Annotated in this window: 27 protein-coding genes, 1 tRNA gene and 1 pseudogene; 22 read left to right on the top strand and 7 right to left on the bottom strand. The window is 69.2% G+C overall.

What is annotated here, in order from left to right:
• Positions 1-15: 15 nt before the first annotated feature.
• From E3U26_RS03025 to E3U26_RS03015, 3 genes and pseudogenes are all read right to left on the bottom strand, one after another.
• Positions 16-2,007, bottom strand: a complete 1,992-nt coding sequence (locus E3U26_RS03025; RefSeq protein ID WP_499105413.1) for a capsule polysaccharide biogenesis protein — start codon at positions 2,005-2,007, stop codon at positions 16-18.
• A gap of 4 nt (positions 2,008-2,011) precedes the next feature.
• Positions 2,012-3,091 carry a polysaccharide biosynthesis/export family protein gene (locus E3U26_RS03020; protein WP_499105412.1) on the bottom strand — a complete coding sequence of 360 codons (1,080 nt, stop codon included), beginning with the start codon at positions 3,089-3,091 and terminating at the stop codon, positions 2,012-2,014.
• A gap of 200 nt (positions 3,092-3,291) precedes the next feature.
• Positions 3,292-4,709, bottom strand: a pseudogene (locus tag E3U26_RS03015) (capsule polysaccharide biogenesis protein).
• A gap of 226 nt (positions 4,710-4,935) precedes the next feature.
• Between E3U26_RS03015 and E3U26_RS03010 the strand changes: the two are divergent.
• The 8 genes from E3U26_RS03010 (at position 4,936) to E3U26_RS02975 (ending at position 10,811) form a co-directional block, all read left to right on the top strand.
• A complete protein-coding gene (locus E3U26_RS03010; protein WP_499105411.1) occupies positions 4,936-5,529 on the top strand; it encodes a riboflavin synthase in 594 nt (197 codons plus the stop codon).
• Entirely contained in the window at positions 5,529-6,107 is a 579-nt protein-coding gene (locus E3U26_RS03005; protein WP_036751022.1) for a hypothetical protein, read from the top strand. Before E3U26_RS03010 ends, E3U26_RS03005 begins: the two co-directional genes overlap by 1 nt.
• Entirely contained in the window at positions 6,097-7,215 is a 1,119-nt protein-coding gene (ribB, locus tag E3U26_RS03000) for a 3,4-dihydroxy-2-butanone-4-phosphate synthase (RefSeq protein WP_036751019.1), read from the top strand. The genes E3U26_RS03005 and ribB overlap by 11 nt, the downstream gene beginning before the upstream one ends.
• A gap of 4 nt (positions 7,216-7,219) precedes the next feature.
• On the top strand, positions 7,220-7,771 hold the full coding sequence (locus E3U26_RS02995) for a 6,7-dimethyl-8-ribityllumazine synthase (RefSeq protein WP_499105410.1): 552 nt from the start codon (positions 7,220-7,222) through the stop codon (positions 7,769-7,771).
• Complete coding sequence (nusB, locus tag E3U26_RS02990) at positions 7,768-8,268, top strand: transcription antitermination factor NusB (protein ID WP_036751013.1); 501 nt, start codon at positions 7,768-7,770, stop codon at positions 8,266-8,268. Before E3U26_RS02995 ends, nusB begins: the two co-directional genes overlap by 4 nt.
• Before the next feature lie 82 nt (positions 8,269-8,350).
• On the top strand, positions 8,351-8,656 hold the full coding sequence (locus E3U26_RS02985; RefSeq protein ID WP_072462862.1) for a hypothetical protein: 306 nt from the start codon (positions 8,351-8,353) through the stop codon (positions 8,654-8,656).
• A gap of 421 nt (positions 8,657-9,077) precedes the next feature.
• The gene (locus E3U26_RS02980; RefSeq protein ID WP_036759386.1) at positions 9,078-9,998 is read left to right on the top strand and encodes a DUF481 domain-containing protein; all 921 of its coding nucleotides are present in this window, start codon (positions 9,078-9,080) and stop codon (positions 9,996-9,998) included.
• A gap of 336 nt (positions 9,999-10,334) precedes the next feature.
• Positions 10,335-10,811 (top strand): MmcB family DNA repair protein, encoded by a 477-nt coding sequence (locus E3U26_RS02975; protein ID WP_036759385.1) that lies wholly within the window; start codon positions 10,335-10,337, stop codon positions 10,809-10,811.
• On the opposite strand, the gene E3U26_RS02970 is transcribed toward E3U26_RS02975, so the two are convergent.
• A complete protein-coding gene (locus E3U26_RS02970) occupies positions 10,792-11,019 on the bottom strand; it encodes a DUF6324 family protein (protein ID WP_024844535.1) in 228 nt (75 codons plus the stop codon). The two genes, E3U26_RS02975 and E3U26_RS02970, sit on opposite strands and share 20 nt — an antisense overlap.
• A gap of 115 nt (positions 11,020-11,134) precedes the next feature.
• On the opposite strand from E3U26_RS02970, the gene E3U26_RS02965 reads away from it, so the two are divergent.
• The 3 genes from E3U26_RS02965 (at position 11,135) to dusA (ending at position 13,414) form a co-directional block, all read left to right on the top strand.
• Positions 11,135-11,211, top strand: a tRNA-His gene (locus tag E3U26_RS02965).
• Between the two features lie 350 nt (positions 11,212-11,561).
• The gene (locus E3U26_RS02960; protein ID WP_449045599.1) at positions 11,562-12,137 is read left to right on the top strand and encodes an outer membrane protein; all 576 of its coding nucleotides are present in this window, start codon (positions 11,562-11,564) and stop codon (positions 12,135-12,137) included.
• A 266-nt stretch (positions 12,138-12,403) separates the two neighbouring features.
• Positions 12,404-13,414: a tRNA-dihydrouridine(20/20a) synthase DusA gene (gene dusA, locus E3U26_RS02955; protein WP_499105409.1), complete on the top strand. Its 1,011-nt coding sequence runs from the start codon at positions 12,404-12,406 to the stop codon at positions 13,412-13,414.
• Here dusA and E3U26_RS02950 read toward each other — a convergent pair.
• Together E3U26_RS02950 and mazG are read right to left on the bottom strand one after the other, a co-directional pair.
• Positions 13,398-14,264 carry a phosphotransferase gene (locus E3U26_RS02950; protein WP_499105408.1) on the bottom strand — a complete coding sequence of 289 codons (867 nt, stop codon included), beginning with the start codon at positions 14,262-14,264 and terminating at the stop codon, positions 13,398-13,400. The genes dusA and E3U26_RS02950 overlap by 17 nt on opposite strands.
• A 46-nt stretch (positions 14,265-14,310) precedes the next feature.
• A complete protein-coding gene (gene mazG / locus E3U26_RS02945) occupies positions 14,311-15,066 on the bottom strand; it encodes a nucleoside triphosphate pyrophosphohydrolase (RefSeq protein WP_243785241.1) in 756 nt (251 codons plus the stop codon).
• A 411-nt stretch (positions 15,067-15,477) separates the two neighbouring features.
• On the opposite strand from mazG, the gene yajC reads away from it, so the two are divergent.
• The 11 genes from yajC (at position 15,478) to E3U26_RS02890 (ending at position 23,842) form a co-directional block, all read left to right on the top strand.
• Entirely contained in the window at positions 15,478-15,810 is a 333-nt protein-coding gene (yajC, locus tag E3U26_RS02940; protein ID WP_036759383.1) for a preprotein translocase subunit YajC, read from the top strand.
• 16 nt (positions 15,811-15,826) lie between these two features.
• On the top strand, positions 15,827-17,491 hold the full coding sequence (gene secD, locus E3U26_RS02935) for a protein translocase subunit SecD (RefSeq protein WP_036759382.1): 1,665 nt from the start codon (positions 15,827-15,829) through the stop codon (positions 17,489-17,491).
• Between the two features lie 12 nt (positions 17,492-17,503).
• Positions 17,504-18,496 (top strand): protein translocase subunit SecF, encoded by a 993-nt coding sequence (gene secF / locus E3U26_RS02930; protein ID WP_036759380.1) that lies wholly within the window; start codon positions 17,504-17,506, stop codon positions 18,494-18,496.
• Positions 18,496-18,852, top strand: coding sequence for an Mth938-like domain-containing protein (locus E3U26_RS02925; protein WP_083539286.1), 357 nt, complete (start codon positions 18,496-18,498; stop codon positions 18,850-18,852). Before secF ends, E3U26_RS02925 begins: the two co-directional genes overlap by 1 nt.
• Positions 18,849-19,481: a heme ABC exporter ATP-binding protein CcmA gene (gene ccmA / locus E3U26_RS02920; RefSeq protein ID WP_114534713.1), complete on the top strand. Its 633-nt coding sequence runs from the start codon at positions 18,849-18,851 to the stop codon at positions 19,479-19,481. Before E3U26_RS02925 ends, ccmA begins: the two co-directional genes overlap by 4 nt.
• A 24-nt stretch (positions 19,482-19,505) precedes the next feature.
• The gene (ccmB, locus tag E3U26_RS02915; RefSeq protein ID WP_036759377.1) at positions 19,506-20,162 is read left to right on the top strand and encodes a heme exporter protein CcmB; all 657 of its coding nucleotides are present in this window, start codon (positions 19,506-19,508) and stop codon (positions 20,160-20,162) included.
• A 52-nt stretch (positions 20,163-20,214) separates the two neighbouring features.
• Complete coding sequence (locus tag E3U26_RS02910) at positions 20,215-20,940, top strand: heme ABC transporter permease (RefSeq protein WP_036759376.1); 726 nt, start codon at positions 20,215-20,217, stop codon at positions 20,938-20,940.
• The gene (ccmD, locus tag E3U26_RS02905; protein ID WP_024844546.1) at positions 20,937-21,080 is read left to right on the top strand and encodes a heme exporter protein CcmD; all 144 of its coding nucleotides are present in this window, start codon (positions 20,937-20,939) and stop codon (positions 21,078-21,080) included. The genes E3U26_RS02910 and ccmD overlap by 4 nt, the downstream gene beginning before the upstream one ends.
• Before the next feature lie 13 nt (positions 21,081-21,093).
• Positions 21,094-21,612 (top strand): DsbE family thiol:disulfide interchange protein, encoded by a 519-nt coding sequence (locus E3U26_RS02900; RefSeq protein WP_036759389.1) that lies wholly within the window; start codon positions 21,094-21,096, stop codon positions 21,610-21,612.
• 191 nt (positions 21,613-21,803) lie between these two features.
• Positions 21,804-22,907 carry a histidinol-phosphate transaminase gene (gene hisC, locus E3U26_RS02895; RefSeq protein ID WP_116222822.1) on the top strand — a complete coding sequence of 368 codons (1,104 nt, stop codon included), beginning with the start codon at positions 21,804-21,806 and terminating at the stop codon, positions 22,905-22,907.
• Positions 22,907-23,842 carry a prephenate/arogenate dehydrogenase family protein gene (locus E3U26_RS02890; RefSeq protein WP_036759372.1) on the top strand — a complete coding sequence of 312 codons (936 nt, stop codon included), beginning with the start codon at positions 22,907-22,909 and terminating at the stop codon, positions 23,840-23,842. The genes hisC and E3U26_RS02890 overlap by 1 nt, the downstream gene beginning before the upstream one ends.
• A 173-nt stretch (positions 23,843-24,015) precedes the next feature.
• On the opposite strand, the gene E3U26_RS02885 is transcribed toward E3U26_RS02890, so the two are convergent.
• Positions 24,016-25,023, bottom strand: a complete 1,008-nt coding sequence (locus E3U26_RS02885; RefSeq protein ID WP_499105407.1) for a DUF2125 domain-containing protein — start codon at positions 25,021-25,023, stop codon at positions 24,016-24,018.
• Positions 25,024-25,074 lie beyond the last annotated feature (51 nt).

The raw sequence follows: 25,074 nt of genomic DNA, 5'->3' as shown, positions 1-25,074 counted from the left end.
TCAATCGGTCGTGGCCTAGCGCCGCCAGAGCCAGGCGTGGCCGGCCAGCAGGCCCTGCGCCTTGGACAGCAGCCGCAGCGCGGGGCCGCCCGCGCCGAATCCCGGATCGCGCAGCCGTTCCACGGCGACCTCGGGCGGGCAGGGCAGGTGGCTCACCGGGTCGAAATAGCGTGGATAGGCGATCAGCGCGGCATGGACCAGCAGCGCGAGGTCCGCCCGCACCTGCCGCCGCGCCGGCACCGGCCCCAGGTCGCGCGTCAGCCCCCAGCCGGCATAGAAGGGCGCGCCCAGCGTGGTGACGGGCAGGCCGCGCAACAGCGCCTCGAACCCCAGGGTCGAGGTCATGGTCCAGACCTCGTCCACCCGGCCCATCAGCGCATCGGCGGCCGCGTTGCGGGCGACCACATCGGCCAGCCGTTCCAGATCGGCCGGGGCGACCAGGCCGGGGCGCAACCCGGCCTCGACATCGGGATGCGGCTTGTAGACCAGCACCGCATCGGGGTTCTCGGCCCGCGTGCGTTCCAGCAGGGCCAGGTTGGTGCGCTCGGCTCCCGCGCCCAGGCGGATCGAGGCATCGTCCTCGACCTGGCCCGGCACCAGGATGCGACGGCCGGGCGGCAGGTCGGGCGGTCCGCCGGACAGGTTGTATTTGGTGATCCCGGCCTCGACCAGCAGCCGGGCCAGGCGCAGGGCGCGGTCCCGCCCGCCGGGGGGCAGGGGTTCGGCCATCAGCCGCTCGAACCGGCTTTCGCGGCCGGGGTCGTAATAGATGCCCAGGTCGTCGGCGACCAGCGACAGGGGCGGGACCAGCGCGGCCCCCAGCCCGCGCGAGCGCAGGAATCCGTCCTCGACCCGCAGCGCGCCGGGCACCTGATCGGCGCGGCCTGCCCAGGCCATGGTCACGCCCGGCCCCGGTTTCGCGACAAAGCGCACCCCCCGGCCGCTGCCGAAGAACCGCGCCATGAACGGGCGTTTCCACAGCCGGATGCCATGCGCGCGATGGCCGGCATGGTCCTGGCGCCAGGCGCGGGCCTCGGCCTCGATCTGCTCCAGCGCGCCCTCGAAATCCGTCAGCCGGTCGCGGCAGGGATCATACCAGGTCGGCGCCAGCAGGTGGCTGGCGGCGAAAAGCTGCTCGATGCTGGCCGGGCTGCGGCGCGGGATCGGGTGCTGGTCGTCCGTCAGGCCCCAGCCGGCATAGAAGGGACGGCCGAAGATGCGCGGCCGGTGGCCGGCCAGCATCGCCTCGTATCCCAGCTGCGAGGAAAAGGCATAGACCCGCGCCGCGCCCGCAAGCAGCGCCCAGGGCGACACCGCGCCGTCGCAAAAGACCTCGCCGCGGCGCAGGTCGGCGGGGGTGAAATGGCCGGGGCGCAGGCCGCGCGCGGTCTCGGGGTGGCTGCGCAGCACCAGCGGCAGGCCGGGATTTTCGTCGCGCGCCGCCTCCAGCATGGCCAGGAAATCCGCCCGGCCCGCCCCGCGCAGCGAGGCGTCGCCGCGGGTCTGGTCGATGACCAGCACATAGCCGGCGGCGGGCGGCGCGACCTGGGGCAGATGCGCGTTGTATTTCGACAGATCGGCCGCGATCAGCCGCGCGATCCCCTGTCGCGCGCGTTGCAACTGCGCCTGGGTGCCGGGCGCATGCACCAGCGTTTCGATCAGCGAGGGCGCCTCGGCGTCGAAATGCAGCCCGACGGGGTCGACCAGCAGGCCGATGGGCCCGCGCCGCGCCACCGCGCCGCGCGCCCGTCCCGGCAGGACCGAGCGCAGGAAGGCGTCCTCGACCCGCACCAGCCGGGCGCCGCGGCGGGCGGCCAGCGCCTTGCCGCGCCAGGCGGTCGGGCTGTCGCCCCAGATGCCGACGTGATCGCCGGGGCCGGGCAGGCCGATGCGGGGCGACCATCCGGCCAGCTGCAGGATGCGGCGCAGGCGAGGCCGGGTCAGGAAACCGCCGCTGCATATGAAAAGCCGCCGGGAATCCCCGGCGGCATCGTCGTTCTGCTCCACGTCCTTACCGGAAGGCGCTGTCTACCGAGCCGACCTCGGTCGCGGTGCCCAGGATCGACTGCAGGGTCTTGCGCCATTGCACGAAGGGCGCCTCGGTCACATAGACGGTGTCGCCGTCGCGGATGACGAAATCGCGCGCCAGGAACATGCCGTCGGGCCTGGTCAGGTCCAGCACGTAGGCGACGCGCTGGCTGCCCTGGATGTCGCCGCGGCCCAGCACGGCGCGGGCCACCGCCGGCGGCTCGTCGCGCAGCACGAACACGCCCTTGGGATCGGCCAGCGCGGTGCTGAGGCCGCCGACCATGGCCACCGCCTCGATGGCGTTGATCTGTTGATTGCCCAAGGGCACCTTGGTCTGGCCGCCAAGCGCGCCAAGCGCGGTAAAGCTGCGCTCGTCCTCTTCGACCAGGATCACGTCGCCGGGGCGCAGCGCGATGTCGTTGCGCGCGTTGGAATACAGGTCGCGCAGCCAGACCTTGCCGCTGGAATTGCCGCGCTTGACCGTGACCACGGCGATCTCGGGCTCGATCGAGACGCCGCCCGAGCGCGACAGCATCGAGGAAAGGTTGCGGGTCGGGCGCTCGATCGGATAGACGCCCTGCGCGTTCACCTTGCCCATGACCGAGACGGTGGCGCCGTCGCCGGCGACGCGCGTGACCATGACCTGCGGGTCGGGGGTCTGGGTTTCCAGCTTCTGGGTGATGATGCGGCGCAGCTCTTCGGGGCTGTTGCCGGCGGCCAGCACCCGCCCGGCATAGGGCACGAAGATATAGCCCTGGCTGTCCACCTGCAATTCGGTCAGCTGGGTCGAGCTTGTCCCCATCGAGGCCAGCAGCCCGTCATCGACGTTTTCCCAGATCGACAGCCCCAGCACGTCGCCGGGCCGGATGTCGTCGGCGGCGACCGTGCCGGCCGAGCGGAAATCGGCCGAGAAGCCATAGGCGGGGGTATAGTTCGCCGCCCGGTTCACCCGGTCGTCGACATGCACGATATGGGTGCTGCCGCCCTTTTCCACCGCGCCGGACATGATCTGGCCCTTGGTGGGGCCCGAGCGCGGCAAACCGCAGGCGGAGACGAGGAGCATTCCCCCCAGAATCGCGGCCCGCGTCAGGCGCGCGGCAAGGCTGCGGCGCATGCGGAGCGGCGCCGCACCGGATCGAAGGGGCGAAAAAATGGCTTGCGTCAAACTGTTGCTCCTGTCCTCTCGTGCGATTCCCGGATCGCAGGTCGTATTTTTCCGCACGTTAACCCAGCAACCAGGGGTTTTCCATATTTTTGCCCCGCTCAATCGTCCTTGCCGCCCATCTGTTGCCGATATTTGCCACGTCCGGCGAAAAGCGCCTGATAGGGATCCTCGGGCGCCAGGATCATGTCCACCACGATGCGCAGCGCATGGGCGCGGGACCGCGCGGCGTAAAACCCGCCCGGCACCTGGCTGCTTTCCAGCAGGAAGTCGCGATAGCGGCGATAGGCCAGGGCATGGGGCGGGCGGGGGTCGTGCAGGAATTCGTCCAGGCTCTGGTCCGAGACGAGGCCGGGCTTGTCGAAGACCGCCTGGCCCATGGCCTTGACCGGCAGCCCGCGCCACAGCGCCTGCTGCGCGGCGGTCGAGTTCACCGTGACCGCTGCATGGGCCTGGTTCAGCAGCCGCGCCAGCTTGCCGCCGCGCACGAAATGGACCCGGTCCTCGATCCCCAGCTCGCGCGCCCTGGCCAGGATGGCGTGGCGGATGCCGCCGCGCCCGTCCTCGAGCGGATGGGCCTTGAAGACGATGTGGTGGTGGCGCGGCGCCGAGCGGGCGAAGGCGGTCAGCACCTCGTCGGTGAACTCGGCCATGCGGCGATAGGGGGAATGGGCGACGAAGTTGGAATCATGTTCCAGCTGCATCAGCACCAGCACATAGGGAAAGCCGCCGCGGCGCACCGCCCCCGCCTCGCGCATGCGGGCCAGGGCGTGTGCAAGGGCGTCAGCAGGAAGCGGCGCAGGTTCAGCCGGAATTCCTGGAACACGCCGATCTGGCGGTGGGTGCGGTAGCCGGGATAGCGGCGGTTCGCCACCAGCACCAGGAAGTGATAGAGCGCGCCATAGAACTTGTGCTGGCGCATGTCGCCCCAGCGCGCCGGCGGGCGGTGCATCTCGGCGATGCGGTTGCGCAGCGCATTGCGCATCTCGCGCAGGGGGATGCGCATCAGCGCCGAATGCCCGTTCGAGCCGCCGCGCTCATAGGTGATCCAGAACGGGCGCAGATAGCCTTCCTCGAAGACATGCAGCACCAGGTCGTGGCGCCGCGCCGCCTCGCGCGCGGCGGCATGGACCGGGCGCACGTCGCCGTAAAGCACGATGTCGGTCACGCCCTTTTCGGTGACGATGCGGTCCAGGTGGTCGGGCCAGTCCTCGGGCCCGGTGCCGTGGCGGATGAACCGGGACGCGTCGGACCAGAAGAACTCGTCGCCGGCGTTGAAGCCGACGCGCCAGACCTGGGCGCCGGTGGCGCGCAAAAGCCGGCCGACGCGGTCGAAGAACGGGCCGTGCGGGCCCTGCAGCATCAGGAAGACGCGCTTGGCTGCGGGCAATGCGGCGGTCGCCGCCACCGGGACCAGCTTGCGCTGGGGCGGCGGCGGATCGGGCGGGGCAAGCGGACGCTGGGGTGCCGCAGGCGCCGGGGCGGGGCGCAGATCGCGGACGTGGCGGGGGCCGGTCATGGGATTGAGCATATGAGCCTGGTGTCTGTTTGTGCAGGAATCGGGCTTTTCGCTACAGGCGGGGCCCAGCCACCGAGGTCATATTCCCTCTGATTGCACCAAAATCCCACCGCTGTCACGGCCTTTCCTCATTTTGCCTTAATCGGCGCGGCCCCCGGCTGCGGCTTTGCTTGAAGATCGCGCGCCGAGGCTCTAGTTCTCGGGCAGCCAAAGGAAGGGGGCGTCCATGTTTACCGGCATCATCACCGATATCGGCGAGGTATCCCGCGTCGAGATGCGCGGCGACATGCGGGCGCGGATTTCCTGCCATTACGAGATGGCGGGGGTGGACCTGGGCGCCTCGATCGCTTGCGACGGCATCTGCCTGACCGTGGTCGAGAAGGGGGCGGACTGGTTCGACGTGGACATCTCGGCCGAGACGATTTCCAAGACCAACATCGGCGCGAACGGCTGGGCGCCCGGCAAGCGGATGAACCTGGAACGCGCGCTGCGCGTCGGCGACGAGCTGGGCGGGCATATCGTCTCGGGCCATGTCGACGGCGTCGCGGTGATCGAGGAGATGCGCGACGAAGGCGGCAGCACCCGCATCACCCTGCGCGCGCCCAGGGCGCTGGCGCGCTTCATCGCGCCCAAGGGCTCGGTGGCGCTGAACGGCACCTCGCTGACGGTGAACGAGGTCGAGGGCGACCGCTTCGGCGTGAACGTCATCCCCCACACCCAGGCCGTGACCACCTGGGGCGAGGTGCAGCCGGGCGACGAGGTGAACCTGGAAATCGACACGCTGGCGCGCTATGTCGCGCGGCTGGCCGAGGCGGGCTGATGGCCGGGATCGGCCATAACCGCGGTCCGGCGCTGTCCCCCGAGGCGGGCCGCGGCTTTCGCGCCCATGCCTGGACCGTGGCGCGGCGCGAGCTGCTGGGCGCGCGGCTGCCGGTCGAGGTGGTGCGCATGCAGGTCCGCCGGGCCAGGCAGCTGGGGCTGGACTACAAGACCTATGCCGGGGTGCGGGCGACGACCGGGCGCGACCTGGTGGCGTTTCTTTACTCGACGAATGCGCTGGGGGTGTTCCGCGACGGCCAGCCGGTCGGCGCGGCCGAGCGCCGGCGCATCGCCGAAAGTGCCGCCGCGCCGCATCTGGGCTGCGCGCCGGGGCTTGCGCCCGATGCGATCGCGGTGCAGATCGGGGCGGTCTCGGCCGAACGCCTGCCGCCCTTTGGCGCCAGCTGGTCGGCGATCCGGGACGGGATGAAGGGCTGGCTGCGGGCACGGGGCCTGCCCGGCGATGCGGTGCTGATGATCGGCGAGACCGGGCATGAGCGGGAAATGATGGTGGCAGGCGGGCTGGCGGGTTTCGTCACCGGCCGGCAATTCTTTGCAGGAGCGGCGGATGCAGTATGAAAAGCCGGGGCCGGTCGAGCGCGACTGGTCCGACGCGATCTCTCCCATCGAGGAGATCATCAACGAGGCCCGCAACGGCCGCATGTTCATCCTGGTCGACCACGAGGACCGCGAGAACGAGGGCGACCTGGTCATCCCCGCCCAGATGGCCACGCCCGAGGCGATCAACTTCATGGCCACCCATGGCCGCGGGCTGATCTGCCTGTCGCTGCCCGGCCCGCGCATCGACGCGCTTGGCCTGCAGCTGATGAGCCCCAAGAACTCCAGCCGGCACGAGACCGCCTTCACCATGTCGATCGAGGCGCGCGAGGGCGTGACCACCGGCATCTCGGCCCATGACCGCGCCCATACCGTCGCGGTGGCCATCGACCCCAGCAAGGGCGCGGCCGACATCGCCACGCCCGGCCATGTCTTTCCGCTGCGCGCCCGCGAGGGCGGCGTGCTGGTGCGCGCCGGCCATACCGAGGCGGCGGTGGACGTGGCGCGGCTGGCGGGGCTGAACCCCTCGGGCGTGATCTGCGAGATCATGAACGAGGACGGCACCATGGCGCGGCTGCCCGACCTGGTGGCATTCGCGCAGAAGCACGGGCTGAAGATCGGCACCATCAGCGACCTGATCGCCTATCGCCGCCGCCACGACAACCTGATCGCCGAGCGCGGCCAGCGCGCCGTGCATTCGATCCACGGCGGCGACTGGATGATGCGCATCTTCGCCGACGAGACCTCGGGGGCCGAGCATATCGTGCTGACCAAGGGCGACCTGACCGCGCCCGGCCCGGTGCCGGTGCGCATGCATGTGCTGGACCCGCTGCACGACGTCCTGGGGATCGGGCGCGAGAGCGCCGGCACCCTGGACGCCGCCATGCGCGTCATCGCCCAGGAGGGCAGGGGCGTCGTGGTGCTGTTTCGCGACCTCGAGCCGCGCCTGCCGCGCCAGGACGAGGTTTCCTCGCATGTGCTGCGCCAATACGGGCTGGGGGCGCAGATCCTCTCGGCGCTCGGCCTGTCCGAGCTGGTGGTGCTGACCAATTCGGCGCCGGTCAAGGTGGTCGGGCTTGACGCCTACGGGCTTTCGATCCATTCCACCCGCTCGATTCCCAAAGAGTGACGAAATGGCCGCCAGCATCGAACATGACCAATTGCCGCTGCCCCGGATCGAGGGCGGCGCGCGCCTGCTGATCGTGGTCGCGCCCTATTACCGCCAGATCGCCGACGGGCTGATCGCCGGCGCGCGCGGCGTGGCCGAGGCCGCCGGCGCCACCGTCGATCTGGTCGAGGTGCCCGGCGCGCTGGAAATCCCCAGCGCCATCGCCCTGGCGGCCGGCCGCAACCTTTACGACGGCTATGTCGCGCTTGGCTGTGTGATCCGCGGCGAGACGACGCATTACGACACCGTCTGCAACGACAGCTCGCGCGGGCTGATGCTGCTGGGCCTGCAGGGCCATTGCATCGGCAACGGCATCCTGACGGTGGAAAACACCGCCCAGGCCGAGGTGCGCGCCGATCCGCAGGGCCAGAACAAGGGCGGCGGGGCAGCGGCCGCGGCGCTGCACCTGATCGCGCTCAAGCGCGGCTGGGCCGGGCAATCGCCGCGCGGCGACGCCCCGGTGCCGCGCGACGTGATCAAGCTGGCCGGCGAGATCGACGGGCCGGGCAGCGCATGAGCGGGGCGGGCGACAAGACGCGCCGCGACGGCGACCGGCAGGCGCGGCAGGCCCGCGCCGCGGCCGCGCGGCTTTATGCGGTGCAGGCGCTGTTCCAGATGGAGGCGGGCGGCCAGTCCGCCGACCGCGTGCAGCGCGAGTTCCTGAACTGGCGCATCGGCCGCGAGGACGAGGACGAGGACATGGTCTCGGCCGAGGCCGACCAGGCGCTGTTCACCCGCATCGTGGACGATGCCGTCACCTGGCAGTCGCGGATCGACCAGATGACCGACCGGGCGCTGGTGGCGAAATGGCCGATCGGCCGCATCGACCCGGTGCTGCGCTCGGTCTTCCGGGCCGCGGGCGCCGAGCTGGTGACGCCCAAGACCCCGCCCAAGGTGGTCATCGCCGAATATGTCCGCCTGTCGCAGGCCTTCTTCGCCGAGGGGCGCGAGTCGAAATTCGTCAACGCGGTGCTGGACCACATGGCGCGCGAGGCCCGTCCCGAGGCATTCTGACGCGGGGCGCGCGGGATTTTCCCCTCGGGCTTTGCCGCGATCCGCGCTAGAATGGCCGGGCTTGTCTGTTCCGGGAAAAAAGATGCCGCAACTCGTCCGGCTTTATATCGTCAGCATCGCCATCGGCTTCGCGCTGGCGCTGGCCTTTACCGCGCTGCTTCTGGCGCTGGATGTCGGCACGCTGCGGCACCTGGTGACGGCCACGCGCGGCGGCTGGATCGCGGTGCTGATGCTGGTCGTCTTCCACACCATCCTGTTCTCGGGGGTGCAGTTCGGCATCCGCATCATGCTGATGGCGCGCAAGGATGGCCGCGGCGGCGGCCTGCGGCAGCGGATTCGCCCCAACCCCGCGCCCGCCATGGCCCCCGCCGCCACCCGCCCGCGCTGATCTTCGCGGCCCGCCCGGCAGGCGCTGCATTTTTGCGTCGCCACTGTGGACCTTTCGCAACAATTTCATCTCGGAAAGGCGCCGATCAGGTGCCTTTTTTTGTGCAACGCCTTGCCGTCATCCCGGTGTTTCAGCATTGTCATCTTTCGTTAGCAATGTGGTGCCCTGTTACCCGCCTGAGGCCGCGCCGAAAATTCCGTGCAACCGGCGGGCGAAAAGGTTTCATCACGTTTTCGCATGATCCGTTTTCCGCCGATGGGCAGGTTCCCGCCGAATTTCACGTTTTTGCGAGTTTTTGCGCAGTTTTCCGGGCCTCTTTATCGTCGGGCGCGACGGTTCTACCTCTGGGCCAGCAGAGATGCTCGTGGTTCCGCAAGGGCGGTGCCACGGACACGAAACGGTTCGGAAAAGGACTGACACAATGAAGACGCTTGCTTACCTCGCCGGTGCCACCGCCCTGGCCGCCGCGTTCTCGGCCCCCGCTTTCGCGCAATCCGAAATCGCCACGGGCGCCGATGCCACCGGCATCACGGAAGTCAACGAACAGATGCGGGACGTCGAGGAGGCGGTCCGCGACGATTTCGACCGCTCGTCCGACGCCTATCGCTTCGGCAATCCCGAGCGCCGCCAAGGCGTGTTCGGCTCGGTTGCGCTGAGCTACGTCGGCCGCACCGGCAACAGCGAGAACCAGGACTTCAGCCTGGCCGGCCGCCTGTCGTCGAACCAGGGCCGCTTCTCGCAATCGGTCGGTATCCTGCTTGAATACGGCGAGAACAATGCCGGCGACACGGATACCGAAAAGACCTATGTCATCTACGAAGGCATGTATGACATCAACGATCGCTTCTACGGCTTCGCTCTGGGTCGTCTGACGACCGATGCGCTGGCCAACGATCCGGTCAGCCTGGCCACCGACGAGAGCTTCGCGGACTTGGACGGCCGCCTGAAGCGTGACGCCTATTTCGGCGTCGGTCCGGGTTACCGCGTGATCAACAACGACACCACCGCCTGGCGCGTGCAGGCCGCCGTCGGCGTGCGCTACACCAAGGCCGTGGACGTGATCGACCCGGTCGCCGAGACCTACGACTACAACACGGAAACCGAAGTCGGCTACCTGCTGTCGTCGCGTTTCTATCACCGGATCAACGACCAGTTCTTCATCACCAACGACACCGACTATCTGACCTCGGACGCGAACGATACCGCGACCAACGAACTGGGTCTGAACTTCAAGATGACGGAAGCCTTCGCGACCCGGATTTCCTATAAGACCGAGTATGTTTCGGATCGCGCGACCCGCACCGACAACACGCTGGGCGTGTCGCTGGTCTACGGCTTCTGATCGAGCAGAAGAAAGAAGATCCCTCCTCTCTCTCCATGGGCGGCCTTCGGGCCGCCCCTTTTTGCATCGGGAGCAGGGGGAAAAGCGGTGGCGGGAACCGCAGCGACCGTGGCGGCGCAGGTTTCCCCGAAAGCCTGGATGTCCAGGTGGGAACCGGATAACGGGACCAGGGCCCCGACAGAGCCAGCCCCCTCGGTGAAGTTATAGGCCAGTGAGAAAGATGGCCGCGCACGAGAAGAGCAGAAACCCGCCAGCCCCAAAGATAGGACGGCCGCCCATGGGCTGCAAGGGCGGCGCAGGCTTGCGCAATGTTTCCCTTTCGTTCATGGTGGACGCATGAACAGCGCCGCCGATCCGACCGCCGATCTTCTGCCCGCCCTGCCGGGCCAGCGGCTTGCGCGCGGGGTGGCGCGGATGCTGGCCGGGCTGGGCCATGCGGCGCTGCCGGAATTCGTGCCGGCGGGCGGGCTGCGGGTCGACGTGATCTCGGTCACGCCCAGGGGCGAGATCTGGGTCGTCGAATGCAAGAGCTGCCGGGCCGATTTCGTCTCGGACCGGAAATGGCAGGGCTATCTGCAGTTCTGCGACCGCTTCTTCTGGGCGGTGGATGCCGATTTCCCCGAAGACCTGCTGCCCCAGGGCTCGGGCCTGATCCGCGCCGACAGCTGGGGGGCCGAGCTGGTGCGCATGGCCCCCGAATCGCGGCTGGCCGGGGCGCGGCGCAGCCGGCTTTTGCGCGACATCGCCCGCGTCTCGACCGCGCGGCTTCTGGCGCTGACCGATCCGATGGGGATCAGCGGCGCGGCTTCCTGACATCCTTGCCGGGTTTCGAGGGGCCGCCGATGCTGCGCGCGGCCTCGGCGGCGGCCAGCAGTTCCTCGGCGATTTCCTCGGCCTCGTCGGGGTCGAAGTCCAGCGGCAGGTCGACGTTCTCGGCCTCGACATAGATCCTGACCATGCCGCGGTCGGTGGGGCCGATCTGAAGATTGGCGGCGATGTCGCTTTGGCTGTTGATGCTCATGCTGGCTCTCCTGGCGCCTGGCCTCATGGATCCGGGGATTTTCCTTAACCCGCATGCGAATTTCCGGCAAGACGGGCTTGCACAGCCCGGTGGCTGGCGCTAGATACCCGCCTGTGCCGCCTTAGCTCAGTTGGTTAGAGCGCTAGATTGTGGATCTAGAGGTCCCCCGTTCGAGCCGGGGAGGCGGTACCATCCAATCAGCCACCAAGCGCAAGAAGCCGGGCGGATCATGATCCGTGCAGGCGACGGCCGTTTGAACGCGGTGCGGCTTGCGCCCGAGCGATTCCCGGTCCTGGGCAGCGCCCCGTCGGTTGCCTGGGGCAGGGCGGCGGCCTGCTGCGCCGCGGCAAGGATGGCTCTTGTTTTCATCGGCGCGGAGACGTCGGCTGAAGCTTATAAATCCCTGGCGCAGGCATGATATGCAAATGTCCGAGTCATAAAAATATCACATCGCCCTCGCGGCTTTTTCCGGCCGCTTTTCCGGTCGCGGCTTTGCCGATATGCGCCGCCGGCGAGCATTCGCATGACTTACGGAGATGAAGTTGAAAGCTGCATTCTATGCCGCCGCGGCCAGCCTTGTTGCGGGCGCCTCCTTTGCCGGGGGATATGTTCTTCCGGTCGTTGAGCAGCCGGTGGCCGTCGCGCAAACCCGCGCCGATGTCGATTGGACCGGGTTCTACGCCGGTCTCCAATACGGGCAGGGCAGCCTCGACGCCTCGGTTCCCGGCGTCACCGTCGATGCGGGCGATTTCGACGCGCTTGGCCTGCACGCCGGTTATCTGCGCGATTTCGGCCAGTTCGTCCTGGGCGGCGAACTGGACTACAACAATGTCGAGCATGACGATTTCGACGGCAGCGCGGACCTGTGGCGCCTGCGCGCCCGTGCCGGCTACGACATGGGCAAGTTCCAGCCCTATGTGACCCTGGGTGCCGCGCGTCTTTCGGGCGAGGATGCCAAGGAAACCGGCCTGACCTATGGCATTGGCGCCGATTTCCTTTTGACCGACAATTTCTCGGCCGGCCTGGAATACAGCCATGCCGATTTCTCGGATGTGCTCGGCACTAGCGCCGACCTTGATGCGGATATGGTCCAGATCCGGGCGTCGTATCGGTTCTGACAAAACCTGGCCGGTCGTTCATGACCGGCCGATGGTTGTCGCGACAATGAAGCCGCCTCATGGGCGGCTTTTCAATATCCCGGAAAGCACCCCTTGATGATTTCGGGGGTCGAATCCCCAAGGTGGCGCTGCCGGTGCCGCTGCGCTATAGACGGCGATGCCGTTCCCGGAGCGGCGCCGGGGCGGTGGTTCCCTGGGATTTGCCAAGACCCCGCGATTCGCAGGCGGGAACAAGACAGGATCGGGCGGCGCGACCAGTGCTGGAAATGGCTGAGACGGATAATTTCATCAACAAAAACAACAGCGCGCGGCTTTCCGTCGCGCCGATGATGGATTGGACCGACAGCCTCTGCCGCCGCATTCACCGGCTGCTGTCACGCCGCGCGCTGCTTTATACCGAGATGGTGACGGCCCCGGCGCTGGTTTTCGGCGACCGGGCCAGGCTCCTGGATTTCGACGCGGCCGAGCATCCGGTGGCGTTGCAGCTGGGCGGCTCTGACCCGGCGCAGCTGGCCGAGGCGGCGCGGATCGGCGCCGATTGGGGCTATGACGAGATCAACCTGAACGTCGGCTGCCCCAGCGACCGGGTGCAATCGGGCTGTTTCGGCGCCGTGCTGATGACCCGGCCGGAACTGGTCGCCGAATGCGTCGCGGCGATGATCGCCGTCAGCCCGGTCGAGGTCACAGTGAAATGCCGCATCGGCGTGGACGATCAGCTGCCCGAGGCGGTGCTGCCCGATTTCATCGCCCGCATGCGCGACGTGGGCGTGCGCCGCATGACCATCCATGCCCGCAAGGCCTGGCTCCAGGGCCTGTCGCCGCGCGAGAATCGCGAGATTCCGCCGTTGGACTATCCGCTGGTGCATCGCATGAAGCAGGCGTTTCCCGACCTGCACCTGTCGATCAACGGCGGCATCGCCTCGCTCGATGCCGTGCGCGATCACCTGCGGGCGATGGACGGGGTGATGGTCGGGCGCGCGGCCTATCACCAGCCCTGGGACATCCTGGGCGAGGCCGACCGGCTGTGGGGCGAGGAGCCGCGCTTTGCCGGTCCGCTGGAGGCGGCGCGGGCGCTGCGCGACCTTGTCGATGCGCATCTTGCCCAGGGCGGGCGGCTGCATCAGGCGACGCGGCACATGCTGGGCCTGTTCCACGGCCGTCCCGGCGCGCGCGGCTGGCGGCGGCAATTGTCCGAAGGCGCATCGCGGGCCCGCGACCGGGTCGAGGCTCTGGCGGTCTATGACGCGGCGCTGGCCGAGGTCATGGCGCCGGCGTGACCTCGTCCTTGGCCCAGGCCCGCATCGCCCGGACCAGCGCCCGGCGCCGCACCGGCTGGCGGGCGCTGTCGAGATAATAGGCCAGCATTAATTCCCCGACCAGGAAACGCAGGATCGGCGTCTGGTCCGGCGCCAGCAGGCCCGGCACCCCGGCCAGCGCCTGCCAGTCGGCCAGGGCGATCCCGTCCCGCGTCCGGCCCGGCGGCTCCGCACGCCGGCTTTCCAGCCAGACCAGCAGCCGCGCCATGTCGCGGGCCAGCGCCATTTCGGTCGCGCCCTGCATGTCGATGGCGGTCAGCCGCAGCGCGCCGGGGCGGGGCTCGTCGGCGAAAAGGTTGTCGGGCGTCAGGTCGCCGTGGCAGAGCCCGCGCTCGACCGCGGCGCCGCGCAGCGGGGCGGCCTCGGCCCGCATCCGCCGCATGTGGCCGGCGACCAGGTCGGCGTCGATCCAGCCCCCCGATGCCACCGCGATCCGCGCCTCGAGCCCGTTGAGCCAGAAGCGCGGGCCGAAGGTGCCGCGGGCGCGCGTCGCGGCGGCCAGGTGGCGCAGCCAAACCCCGATGCGCGCGATCAGCGCGGCGCGTTCCGCCGCGCCCGCCTCGGCCAGCAGTTGCGCCATGGGCCGGCCCGGAGCCGGCGCGGTGATCAGGATGCCCCGTTCGGGCAGGGCCAGCAGGGGCGGGGCGACGGCGTCGAGATCCTGCCCCAGCAATTCGGCTGCCCGATGCAGCCGCACCAGGGCCTGGGTCACGCCGGCGGCCGGATCGGCGCCGCGGAACTGCCGGAGCCAGGCCGGCCGCCCGTCCAGCCGGACCTGCATCACCAGCCGGTCGGGCCGGTCGCGCGCCACGCGCAGCGGCTCGATCCCGGCCAGCGGCGGCTGGGCGGCCAGCGGATCAGGCGCGTTCGGCAGCCTTGGCCTCGTTCCACAGCGCGTCCATCTCGGCCAGGTCGCTGTCCTCGGGGCGGCGGCCCTGGGCGGCGAGCGCCGCCTCGATGGAGCGGAAGCGGCGGGTGAACTTGGCATTGGCCAGGCGCAGCGCCTCCTCGGGGTCGATCTTCAGATGCCGGGCCAGATTCGCCATCACGAACATCAGGTCGCCGAATTCCTCGGTCAAATGGGCGTGATCGGAGCCGCCCCTGGCCTCGACCAGCTCGCGCGCCTCCTCGGTGATTTTGTCCAGCACCTCGGCCGGGCCGGGCCAGTCGAAGCCGACGCGGGCGGCGCGGTTCTGCAGCTTGACCGCGCGGGTCAGCGCCGGCAGGCCAAGCGCCACCCCGTCCAGCACGCCGCGTTCCGCCTTGGCCGCGCGTTCGCGGGCCTTGATCGCCTCCCAATCCTTGATCTGCTGGGCGGCCGACTTGTCGCGGGATTCGTCGCCGAAGATATGCGGGTGGCGGTCGATCATCTTGTCCGAGATCTTCTCGACCACGTCGGCAAAGTCGAACATGCCCGCCTCGGCCGCCATTTGCGCGTGGAAAACCACCTGCAGCAGCAGGTCGCCCAGCTCTCCGGGCAATTCGTCCCAGGCTTCGCGCGCGATGGCGTCGGCGACCTCATGCGCCTCTTCGATGGTATAGGGCGCGATCGAGGCGAAGTCCTGCTCGATGTCCCAGGGGCAGCCGGCCTGCGGGTCGCGCAGCGCGGCCATGATCGCCAGCAGGCGGCGGATGCCGGTGCGGTCGGCCGCATCGCGGGCCAGTGCGGGATGGTCCGGCGCGGGATGGGGCGCCTTGTCCTCAGCCATCGTGATCCCCCTTGCTAGGCTTGGCCCGCATTGACCTGCCACAGCCCGCCGCCCGTGTCCACGGCACCTTTCAGCGGGGGCTTTGCCCCCAGCGCGTTCCGCGCTTCCCCCAGGATATTTTGACACGAAAGAAGCGCGGGCCTTTCTTTCGTGCCCAAATATCCCGGGGGAGTCCGAAGGACGGGGGCGGAGCCCCCCTGCGCCGGTGCGGCGAGCAGCCATCGGCTTTCTTGCCATCGGTCCGAGCCGCGGATAGGGTGCGCGCCAATTCCGCCGGGGGATCGCCCGGAGAACGACAGCACAGGGATAGACTTAATGCTCGTGACCCCCGCCTATGCCCAGGCCGCCGGAGGCGCTTCCGGCGCTGCAGGACTCGCCTCGTTCCTGCCGCTCATCCTGATCTTCGTCATCATGTATTTCCTGATGATCCGCCCGCAGCAGAAGCGCGTGAAGGAACATCGCGCCATGGTCGAGGCGCTGAAGAAGGGCGACGAGATCGTGACCCAGGGCGGGCTGATCGGCAAGGTGACCTCGGTGCGCGAGAACGAGCTCGAGGTCGAGATCGCCCCCGGCGTCAAGGTCCGCGTGATCCGCTCGACCGTGACCGGGCTCGTGAACCGCACCCAACCCGCCGCCGCCAACAGCTGAAGAACCGCATCCCGCCATGCTGGACATCCCATTCTGGAAGCGTCTGCTGATCCTGGGGCTCGTCGCCCTGGGTCTGCTCTATGCCATGCCGAACCTGTTCTACAGCCGGGTCGAGCAGCATAACGACGCCGTCACCGCCGCCGAACGCAACGGGTTCGAATCCCAGGAAGACGCCGCCGCCCGCGCCGGCTGGCCCGACTGGCTGCCCTCGGGGCTGGTCAACCTGGGCCTGGACCTGCGCGGCGGCGCCCATCTTCTGGGCGAGGTGCATGTCCGGGATGTCTACAAGGCGCGCATGGATGCGCTTTGGCCCGAGCTGCGCGACGCGCTGGCGGCGCAGCGCGACGTGGTGGGCGCCGTCCGCCGCGTCCAGGCGCCCGAGGGGCAGCTGGCGGTCGAGATCGGCAATCCCGACCAGATGGCCAAGGCGGTCGAGATCGCCCGCGGCCTTGCCGTGCCCGTCACCTCGCTGACCGGGGCGGGGCAAAGCGACCTGGCGATCTCGGCCTCGGGCAACCGGCTTACCGTGCAGCTTTCGGATGCGGAAAAGGCCGCGACCGACGACCGCACCGTGCAGCAGAGCCTCGAGATCATCCGCCGCCGCATCGACGAGGTCGGCACGCGCGAGCCGACGATCATGCGCCAGGGCAAGGACCGCATCCTGATCCAGGTGCCCGGCATCGGCTCGGCCGAGGAGCTGAAGCAGCTGATCGGCACCACGGCGAAGCTGACCTTCAACCCGGTGGTCAGCCGCACCGCCGACGCCAATGCCCGCCCCGGCACCGGCAATGTGCTGCTGCCCTCGATGGACGAGCCCGGCGTCTATTACGTGATCGAGGAAAGCCCGGTCGTCACCGGCGAGGATCTGACCGACGCCCGGCCGAGCTTCGACCAGAACGGCGCGCCGGCGGTCGATTTCCGCTTCGGCCCCTCGGGCGCCAAGCGGTTCGGGGCCTATACCTCGGCCAATATCGGCCAGCCCTTCGCCATCGTGCTGGACAACCAGGTGATCTCGGCCCCGGTGATCCGGCAGGCGATCACCACCGGCTCGGGCCAGATCTCGGGCGCGATGAACGTGGACGAATCGACCCGGCTGGCCGTGCTGCTGCGCGCCGGCGCCCTGCCGGCCGAGATGACCTTCCTGGAAGAACGCACCATCGGCCCGGAGCTGGGGCAGGATTCGATCGACGCCGGCCGGCTGTCCTCGATCATCGCCACGGTCGCCGTGGTGGCCTATATGGTCGCAAGCTACGGGCTGTTCGGCGTCTTCGCCTCGATCGCGGTGATCGTCAACGTCATCCTGATCCTGTCGGTCATGTCGATGATGGGGGCGACGCTGACGCTTCCCGGCATCGCCGGCATCGTGCTGACCGTCGGCACGGCGGTGGACGCCAACGTCATCATCTACGAACGCATCCGCGAGGAACTGCGCGCCGGCAAGCGCATCGTCAAGGCCATCGACGACGGCTTCAGCGAGGCGATGTCGGCGATCATCGACGCCAACGTCACCAGCTTCATCGCCGCCGCGGTGATGTTCTTCCTGGGCTCGGGTCCGGTCAAGGGCTTCGCGGTCACGCTGACCATCGGCCTTGTCACCTCGGTCTTTACCGCGATCTACCTGACGCGGCTGATGATCGTGTTCTGGCTGGAATGGCGCAAGCCCAAAGAACTGATCTTGTAAGGGAGCAGGACCATGGCATTTCGTCTGAAACTCGTTCCCGACAACACCGCCTTCAACTTCTTCCGCTGGCAATGGCTGAGCTTCGGCGTCTCGGCCGCGGCCATGGTCGGATCGGTCCTGCTGCTGCTGGTGATGGGGCTGAACTTCGGCATCGACTTCAAGGGCGGCACCACCATCCGCACCGAAAGCCCGACCGCCTTCGAGGTCGGCGACTATCGCCAGGCGATGAGCGATCTGGACCTGGGCGATGTCTCGATCACCGAGGTCTTCGACCCCGCCTTCGGCACCACCAAGCATGTCGCCATGATCCGCATCGGCACGACCGACGAGACCGGATCGGTCACGCCCGAGCAGCTGAACGAGATCGAGGCGGCGCTGAAGACCGTCGATCCGCAGGTGGTCTTTGCCGCGGTGGAATCGGTCGGGCCCAAGGTCTCGGGCGAGCTGATCAAGACCGCCCTCTATGCGGTGGGTGCCGCGACCATCGGCATCATGTTCTATATCTGGCTGCGCTTCGAATGGCAGTTCGCGCTGGGGGCGGTGATCTCGCTGATCCATGACGTGCTGCTGACGGTCGGGCTGTTCTCGCTGTTCCAGCTGCGCTTCGACCTGACCACCATCGCGGCGCTGCTGACCACGCTGGGCTTTTCGTGCAACGATACGGTCGTGGTCTTCGACCGGCTGCGCGAGAACCTGATCAAGTACAAGACGCGGCCGCTGCTCGACCTGATGAACCTGACCTGCAACGAGACGCTGTCGCGCACCATCATGACGGCGGTGACGACCGCCATCGCGCTGACCGCCATGCTGATCTTTGGCGGCGACGTGATCCGCGACTTCGTCATCGCCATGCTCTGGGGCGTGATCGTGGGCTGCTATTCGACGATCTATGTCGCCAAGAACATCGTGCTGTGGCTGGGCGTCAAGCGCGACTGGTCCAAGCCCGATCCCAAGGAAAAGGCGCCGGGCGAGGACATTCCCGCCGCCTTCCGGGACGCGCCCTGATGCCGATGATGGTGCCGACGGAATTTTCCGGGGCCGTGCCGGTGGACGGCTACGGCCCCGGCTTCTTTCGCGTCGGCGGCGTGGTGCATCATGGGGGGGTGATCGTCACCGCCGCGGGCGTGCAGCCCTGGGGCGGGCTGGATGACCGCGCCCCCCTGCTGGCGCTGGCCGGCCAGGTGGACGTGCTTTTCCTGGGCATGGGGGCCGAGATCGCCTTTCCGCCGCGCGACCTGGCCGCGGCGCTGGACGCCGCGGGGGTGATGGCCGAGCCGATGAACTCGCCCTCGGCCGCGCGCAGCTACAACGTCACGCTGTCCGAAGGCCGGCGCGTGGCCTGCGCGCTGATCCCGCTATGAGCCTGCTCGCGGTCCGCGACCTGGCCGTGGCGCGGGGCGGGCTGCGTGCCGTCGAGGGCGTCAGCTTCAACCTGGAGGCCGGCGGCGCGCTGGTGCTGCGCGGGCCGAACGGCGTCGGCAAGACCACGCTTCTGCGCACGCTGGCCGGGCTGCAGCCGCTGGTCGCCGGCGTGATCGAGGCCGCGCCCGACGCCATCGCCTATGCCGGCCATTCCGACGGGCTGAAGCCGGCGCTGACCGCGGCCGAGAACCTGCGCTTCTGGTCCGAGATCTTCGGCGGCCATGACATCGCCGGAGCGCTGGAGGCGATGAACCTGCGCGACCTGGCCGACCGCCCGGCGCATGCGCTTTCCGCCGGGCAGAAGCGGCGGCTGGGGCTGGCGCGGCTGATGGTGACGGGGCGTCCGGTCTGGCTGCTCGACGAGCCGACGGTATCGCTGGATCGCGATTCGGTGGCGCTGTTCGCCGGGATGCTGCGCGCCCATCTGGGGCGGGGCGGGGCGGCGGTGATCGCCACCCATATCGAGCTGGGCCTGCCCGAGGCCGAGATCCTGGAGCTTGGCCCCTATCGCGCCACCCGCACGCGCCGCGAATCGCGGCCGGCCGGTTTCAACGAGGCATTCGGATGAGGGCGGCCAAATGAGGATGCGCGGATGAAGGCGCTGCTGATCCGCGACCTGCGGCTGGCCACCCGCGCCGGCGGCGGCTTCGGCCTGGCGCTGGCGTTCTTCCTGATCGTCTGCACGCTGGTCCCCTTCGGCGTCGGCCCCGAGGGCGGCCAGCTTTCGCGCATCGCGCCGGGCATCCTGTGGGTCGGGGCGCTGCTTTCGTGCCTGCTGTCGCTCGACCGCATCTTTGCGCTGGATTTCGAGGATGGCAGCCTGGACCTGCTGGCCACGGCGCCCCTGCCGCTGGAGGGGACGGTGGCGATCAAGGCCTTCGCGCATTGGCTGGTGACGGGCCTGCCGCTGGCGCTGTCGGCGCCGGTCTTCGGGCTGCTTTTGCACCTGCCGGGGCCGGCCTATCCCTGGCTGGTCGCCTCGCTGATGCTGGGCACGCCGGCGCTGTCGATGCTGGGCGCCTTCGGCGCGGCGGTGACGGTGGGGCTGCGCCGCGGGGGGCTGCTGATGTCGCTGCTGGTGCTGCCGCTCTACGTGCCGACGCTGATCTTCGGGGCCGAGGCGGTGCGGCGCGGTGCCGCAGGGGCCGATCCGGTGACGCCTTTGGTCTTCCTGGCGGCGATCACGCTGGCCACATTGGCCCTGGCGCCCTTTGCCGCAGCCGCTGCGCTGCGTGTCAATCTGCGGTGAATGCGACCACTGGCCACTTGAGCGGGCGACGCGCCCGATTTAGGAAGCGAACATGTCAATCTGGGAATATGCCAACCCCGTCAAGTTCATGCGCACCTCGGGCGCCGTGCTGCCCTGGGTGGCCGCGGCGGCGGCGGTCTGCACCGTGGCGGGGCTGGTCTGGGGCTTTCTGACGCCCCAGGACTACAAGCAGGGATCGACGGTCAAGATCATCTTCCTGCACGTCCCCGCCGCGCTGATGGCGATCAACATCTGGCTGATGATGCTGGTGACTTCGCTGATCTGGCTGGTCCGGCGCCACCACGTCAGCGCGCTGGCCGCCAAGGCCGCGGCGCCCGTCGGCGCGGTGATGACGCTGATCGCGCTGATCACCGGGGCGATCTGGGGCCAGCCGATGTGGGGCACCTGGTGGGAATGGGATCCGCGGCTGACCTCGTTCCTGATCCTGTTCCTGTTCTATCTGGGCTACATGGCGCTGTGGGGGGCGGTCGAGAATCCCGACAGCGCCGCCGACCTGACCGGGGTTCTGTGCCTCGTGGGCTCGGTCTTTGCGCTGCTGTCGCGCTATGCGGTGAATTTCTGGAACCAGGGGCTGCACCAGGGCGCCTCGCTGTCCATGGCGCCGGGCGAGCGGATGTCGGCGGTCTATCGCTATCCGCTCTACCTGACCATGGCGGGGTTCTTCCTGCTGTTCCTGGCGCTTTTGCTGGTCCGCACCCGGACCGAGATCCGCCGCCGCCGCCTGGCGGCCCTGCTGGCGAGGGAGAATCGCGCATGACCGAACTTGGCAAATATGCCGGGACCGTCCTGGCTGCCTATGGCGCAAGCCTGGTGCTGCTGGTCGGCATCGTCGTCCAGACCGTGCTGGCCAATGCCCGCGCCCGCCGCGAATTGCAGGAGCATGAGCGCCGTGGCTAGGATCTCGCCGATGATGCTGTTGCCGGTGGCGGTGTTTGCCGGTTTCGCCGGGCTTTCCGGCTGGGCGCTGCTGCGCGACGATCCCGACGCGCTGCCCTCGGCCATGATCGGGCGCGAGGCGCCTTCGGTCGGCGAGACCACGCTGCCCGGCAAGGTGCAGCTGACCGACGAGATGCTGCGCCAGCCGGGGGTGAAGCTGGTGAATTTCTGGGCCAGCTGGTGCCCGCCCTGCCGCGCCGAGCATCCGACGCTGACCGAGCTTTCGGCCAAGCTGCCGGTCTATGGCGTCGACCTGAAGGATCCCGAGGGCGCCGCGCTGGGGTTCCTGTCCGAGCATGGCGACCCCTATCACGCGCTTGCTACCGATCCGCGCGGGCGGGTGGCGATCGACTGGGGCGTGACCGCGCCGCCCGAGACCTTCATCATCGACGGTTCGGGCCGCATCCTTTACCGCTATGCCGGGCCGCTGGTGCGCGAGGATTACACCAACCGCTTCCTGCCCGAGCTGGAGAAGGCGCTGGCGGCCGAGTGACGGCACCGCCGGGCCGGCTGCGGCCTTGCATGGGTATTTTCGGAACGAAGAAGCCGGGGGAGACCGGCGGCGCCGGCGCATGCCGCGCGCCGTCGCATGAGTATTTGGAAAACGGTGAAGGCGGCGGGCCGACGAGGCTTTCCAAGCCTTTCTCCGGGCGCTAAGACGGCCGGGCTTGCAAGAGGGCCGCCATGTCGCAGAACCAGACGACCATCGCTCCGCAACCCGGCATCATGGAGATCTCGCTTTACGAGGGCGGGGCCTCGAAGGTGGCGGGGGTCGAGAATGTCGTGAAGCTTTCCTCGAACGAGAACCCCTTCGGGCCGTCGGACAAGGCGCGCGAGGCGGTGATCCGCGCCGCCCATGCGCTGCACCGCTATCCCAATACCGACCATGCCGGGCTGCGCGCCGCCATCGGCGAGGTGCATGGGCTGGACCCGGACCGCATCATCTGCGGCGTCGGCTCGGACGAGATCATCCATTTCCTGTGCCAGGCCTATGCCGGGCCGGGGACCGAGGTGCTGTTCACCGAGCATGGTTTCCTGATGTATCGCATCTCGGCCCATGCCGCCGGGGCGACCCCGGTGCAGGTGGCCGAACGCGACCGGGTGACGGATGTGGACGCGCTGATCGCCGGGGCGAGCGAGCGCACGCGGCTGATCTTCGTCGCCAATCCCAACAACCCGACCGGCACCATGATCGGCCTGCCGGAGCTGGAGCGGCTGGCCCGCGCCGTGCCGCAGGCGATCCTGGTGGTCGATGCGGCCTATGCCGAATATGTCGAGGATTACGACGGCGGCGCCGAGCTGGCGAGCCGGCTGCCCAACGTGTTCATGACCCGGACCTTCTCGAAGATCTACGGGCTGGGCGGGCTGCGCGTCGGCTGGGGTTACGGCCCGCGCGAGATCGTCGATGTGCTGAACCGCATCCGCGGCCCCTTCAACCTGTCCAACGTGGCGCTGGAGGGGGCCGAGGCCGCCATGCGCGACCGCGAGCATATCGCCCGCTGCCAGGCCGAGAATGCCCGCATGCGCGCCTGGCTGGCCGAGGCGCTGGCCGAGAAGGGCGTGCCCTCGGACACCTCCTGCGCGAATTTCATCCTGGCGCGTTTTGCCGATGTCGAGACCGCGGGGGCCTGCGACGAATATCTGAAGGCGCAGGGGCTGATCGTGCGCCGCGTCGGCGGCTACGGCCTGCCGCATTGCCTGCGCATCACCGTGGGCGACGAGGCGTCCTGCCGGCGCGTGGCCCATGTCATCGGCCAGTTCATGGCCGAGCGCGCGGGAAGCCGCTGATGGCCGCGATCTATGACCGGGTGGCGCTGATCGGGCTGGGGCTGATCGCCGGCTCGATGTCGCTGGCCATGCGCGAGGCGGGGCTGGCGCGCGAGGTGGTGGGCCATGCCCGCAGCCCCGAGACCCGCGCCGTCGCGCGAGAGATCGGGCTGGTCGACCGCGTGGCCGAAAGCGCGGCCGAGGCGGTGGCGGGGGCCGACCTGGTGGTGCTGGCGGTGCCGGTGGGCGCCATGGGCGCGGTCGCGGCCGAGATCGCGCCGCATCTGAAGCCCGGCGCGACCGTGACCGACGTGGGCTCGGTCAAGCAGGCGGTGATCGAGGCGGTGGCGCCGCATATCCCCGCGGGCGTGCATTTCATCCCCGGCCATCCGCTGGCCGGGACCGAGCATTCCGGCCCCCGTTCGGGCTTTGCCGCGCTGTTTCGCAACCGCTGGTGGCTGCTGACCCCCGCCCCGGACAGCGATCCGGCGGCGGTCGAGCGGCTGTCGGCGCTGATCCGTGCCATGGGTGCCAATGTCGAGGCGATGGACGCCGCCCATCACGACCTGGTGCTGGCGGTGACCAGCCATACGCCGCATCTGATCGCCTATACCATGGTGGGGGTGGCCGATCACCTCAAGCGCGTCACCGAAAGCGAGGTCATCAAGTATTCGGCGGCGGGTTTTCGGGACTTCACCCGCATCGCCGCCTCGGACCCGACCATGTGGCGCGACGTGTTCCTGCAGAACAAGGAGGCGGTGCTGGACATCCTGGGCCGCTTTACCGAGGAGCTTTTCGTGCTGCAGCGCGCGATCCGCATGGGCGACGGGGCGCATCTGCACGATTACTTCACCCGCACGCGGGCGATCCGGCGCGGCATCATCGAGGCCGGGCAGGACACCGCGGCACCGGATTTCGGCCGCAGCCTGGCGGCGGGCGAGACGCCCAAGCCCTAGCAGGCTGCTGAAAAAGTCCTTGCGACAGGACAGCGTGGGCGGGGAACCGGGAAATCCGCCTCAAATTGCCGAAAACACCCCATTTCCGGGCCGATATTCGCTGGATCCAGAACGATTTCCGCTGCGTCGCCCTCTCAAAATCCTTTTTCAGCAGCCTGCTAGCGGCGCGGGCCCTAGCGGCGCGGGAAGGCCGGGGCCGGGCCCAGAACCATCGGGCCAAGGCTCGTCCTGCCCTCGGCGAAGCTGAGCGGTAGGCGCAATTCGCCTTCGGCCGGGGGCGGGAAATCCTGGCCCGCATCCTCGGGCAGCGGCAGGTCCGAGATGTTCTTGAGCATGGTGCCGGCCAGCGTCACCACCCTGGTCGGGATCAGTCCCGCCGTGGCCGCGGCCTGCAACAGCGCCTCGGCGTCCCTGGTGTAAAGCACCAGCCGGCCCTGGGCGCGCCCTTGGGCATCGGCCTCGATTCGGCCCAGGATGCGGGCCTGCACCGCGCCCAGGCGCAATTCGGCATCGTCGAGCCGCAGCCCCACCGGCAGCGGCGCCCGGTCGGGGTTCAGCGTCGCCGGACGGGGCAGGGCGTCCAGCCAGACCCGGCCGGTGGCGGCCAGGCTGAGCCGGCCGGGCAGGGGCAGGGTCGCGAACAGGCCGGGTTCCAGATCGTCCAGGTCCAGCTCCAGGTCATAGGCGGCCGCGGCGGCCTCCGGCGCATCGGCGTCGAGGTCGCGCTGCACGGCATCGGCGTGCAGCCGCGTGGCGAGCGCCGCGCCCTCGACCGTCAGCGGGCCGGCCTCGATCCCGGCCGAGGCCATGGCCAGCCCGTGCAGCGGCTGCACGCGCAGCCGGGCGGCGGCATCGCCGAGCCCCAGCGCCACGGGGCCCGAGCCGGGGTCCAGCGTCGCGCCGGGCGGCAGGGCCAGCCGCAGCTCCGTGGGCCGCAGCGGGCTGAGCCAAAGCTCCGCCTGCGGCAGTTCGACGCGGCCGAGGTCGGTCTGCATCCCCAGCGCCGAGGCGCGCACCCCGATCCGGCCCGGCTCGCGCAGTTCCTGCACCGCGCCCAGCTCGGCCGCGGGTTGCCCGGCCGCGATCCGGCGCAGCTGCTGCGCCATCAGGCTTTCACCGCCCAGCCACAGGCCGCCCAGGATCAGGGCAAGAACGATCAGGGGGGCAAGCAATCGGCGCATCCGGTCCTCGGGGGTTTCATGGCGTCTTGGAACGCCGGCCCTGCTGTCCTA

Source organism: Paracoccus ferrooxidans (assembly GCF_029909815.1).
GTDB lineage: Bacteria > Pseudomonadota > Alphaproteobacteria > Rhodobacterales > Rhodobacteraceae > Paracoccus > Paracoccus versutus.
This window is presented reverse-complemented; position numbering and strand designations above follow the sequence as displayed.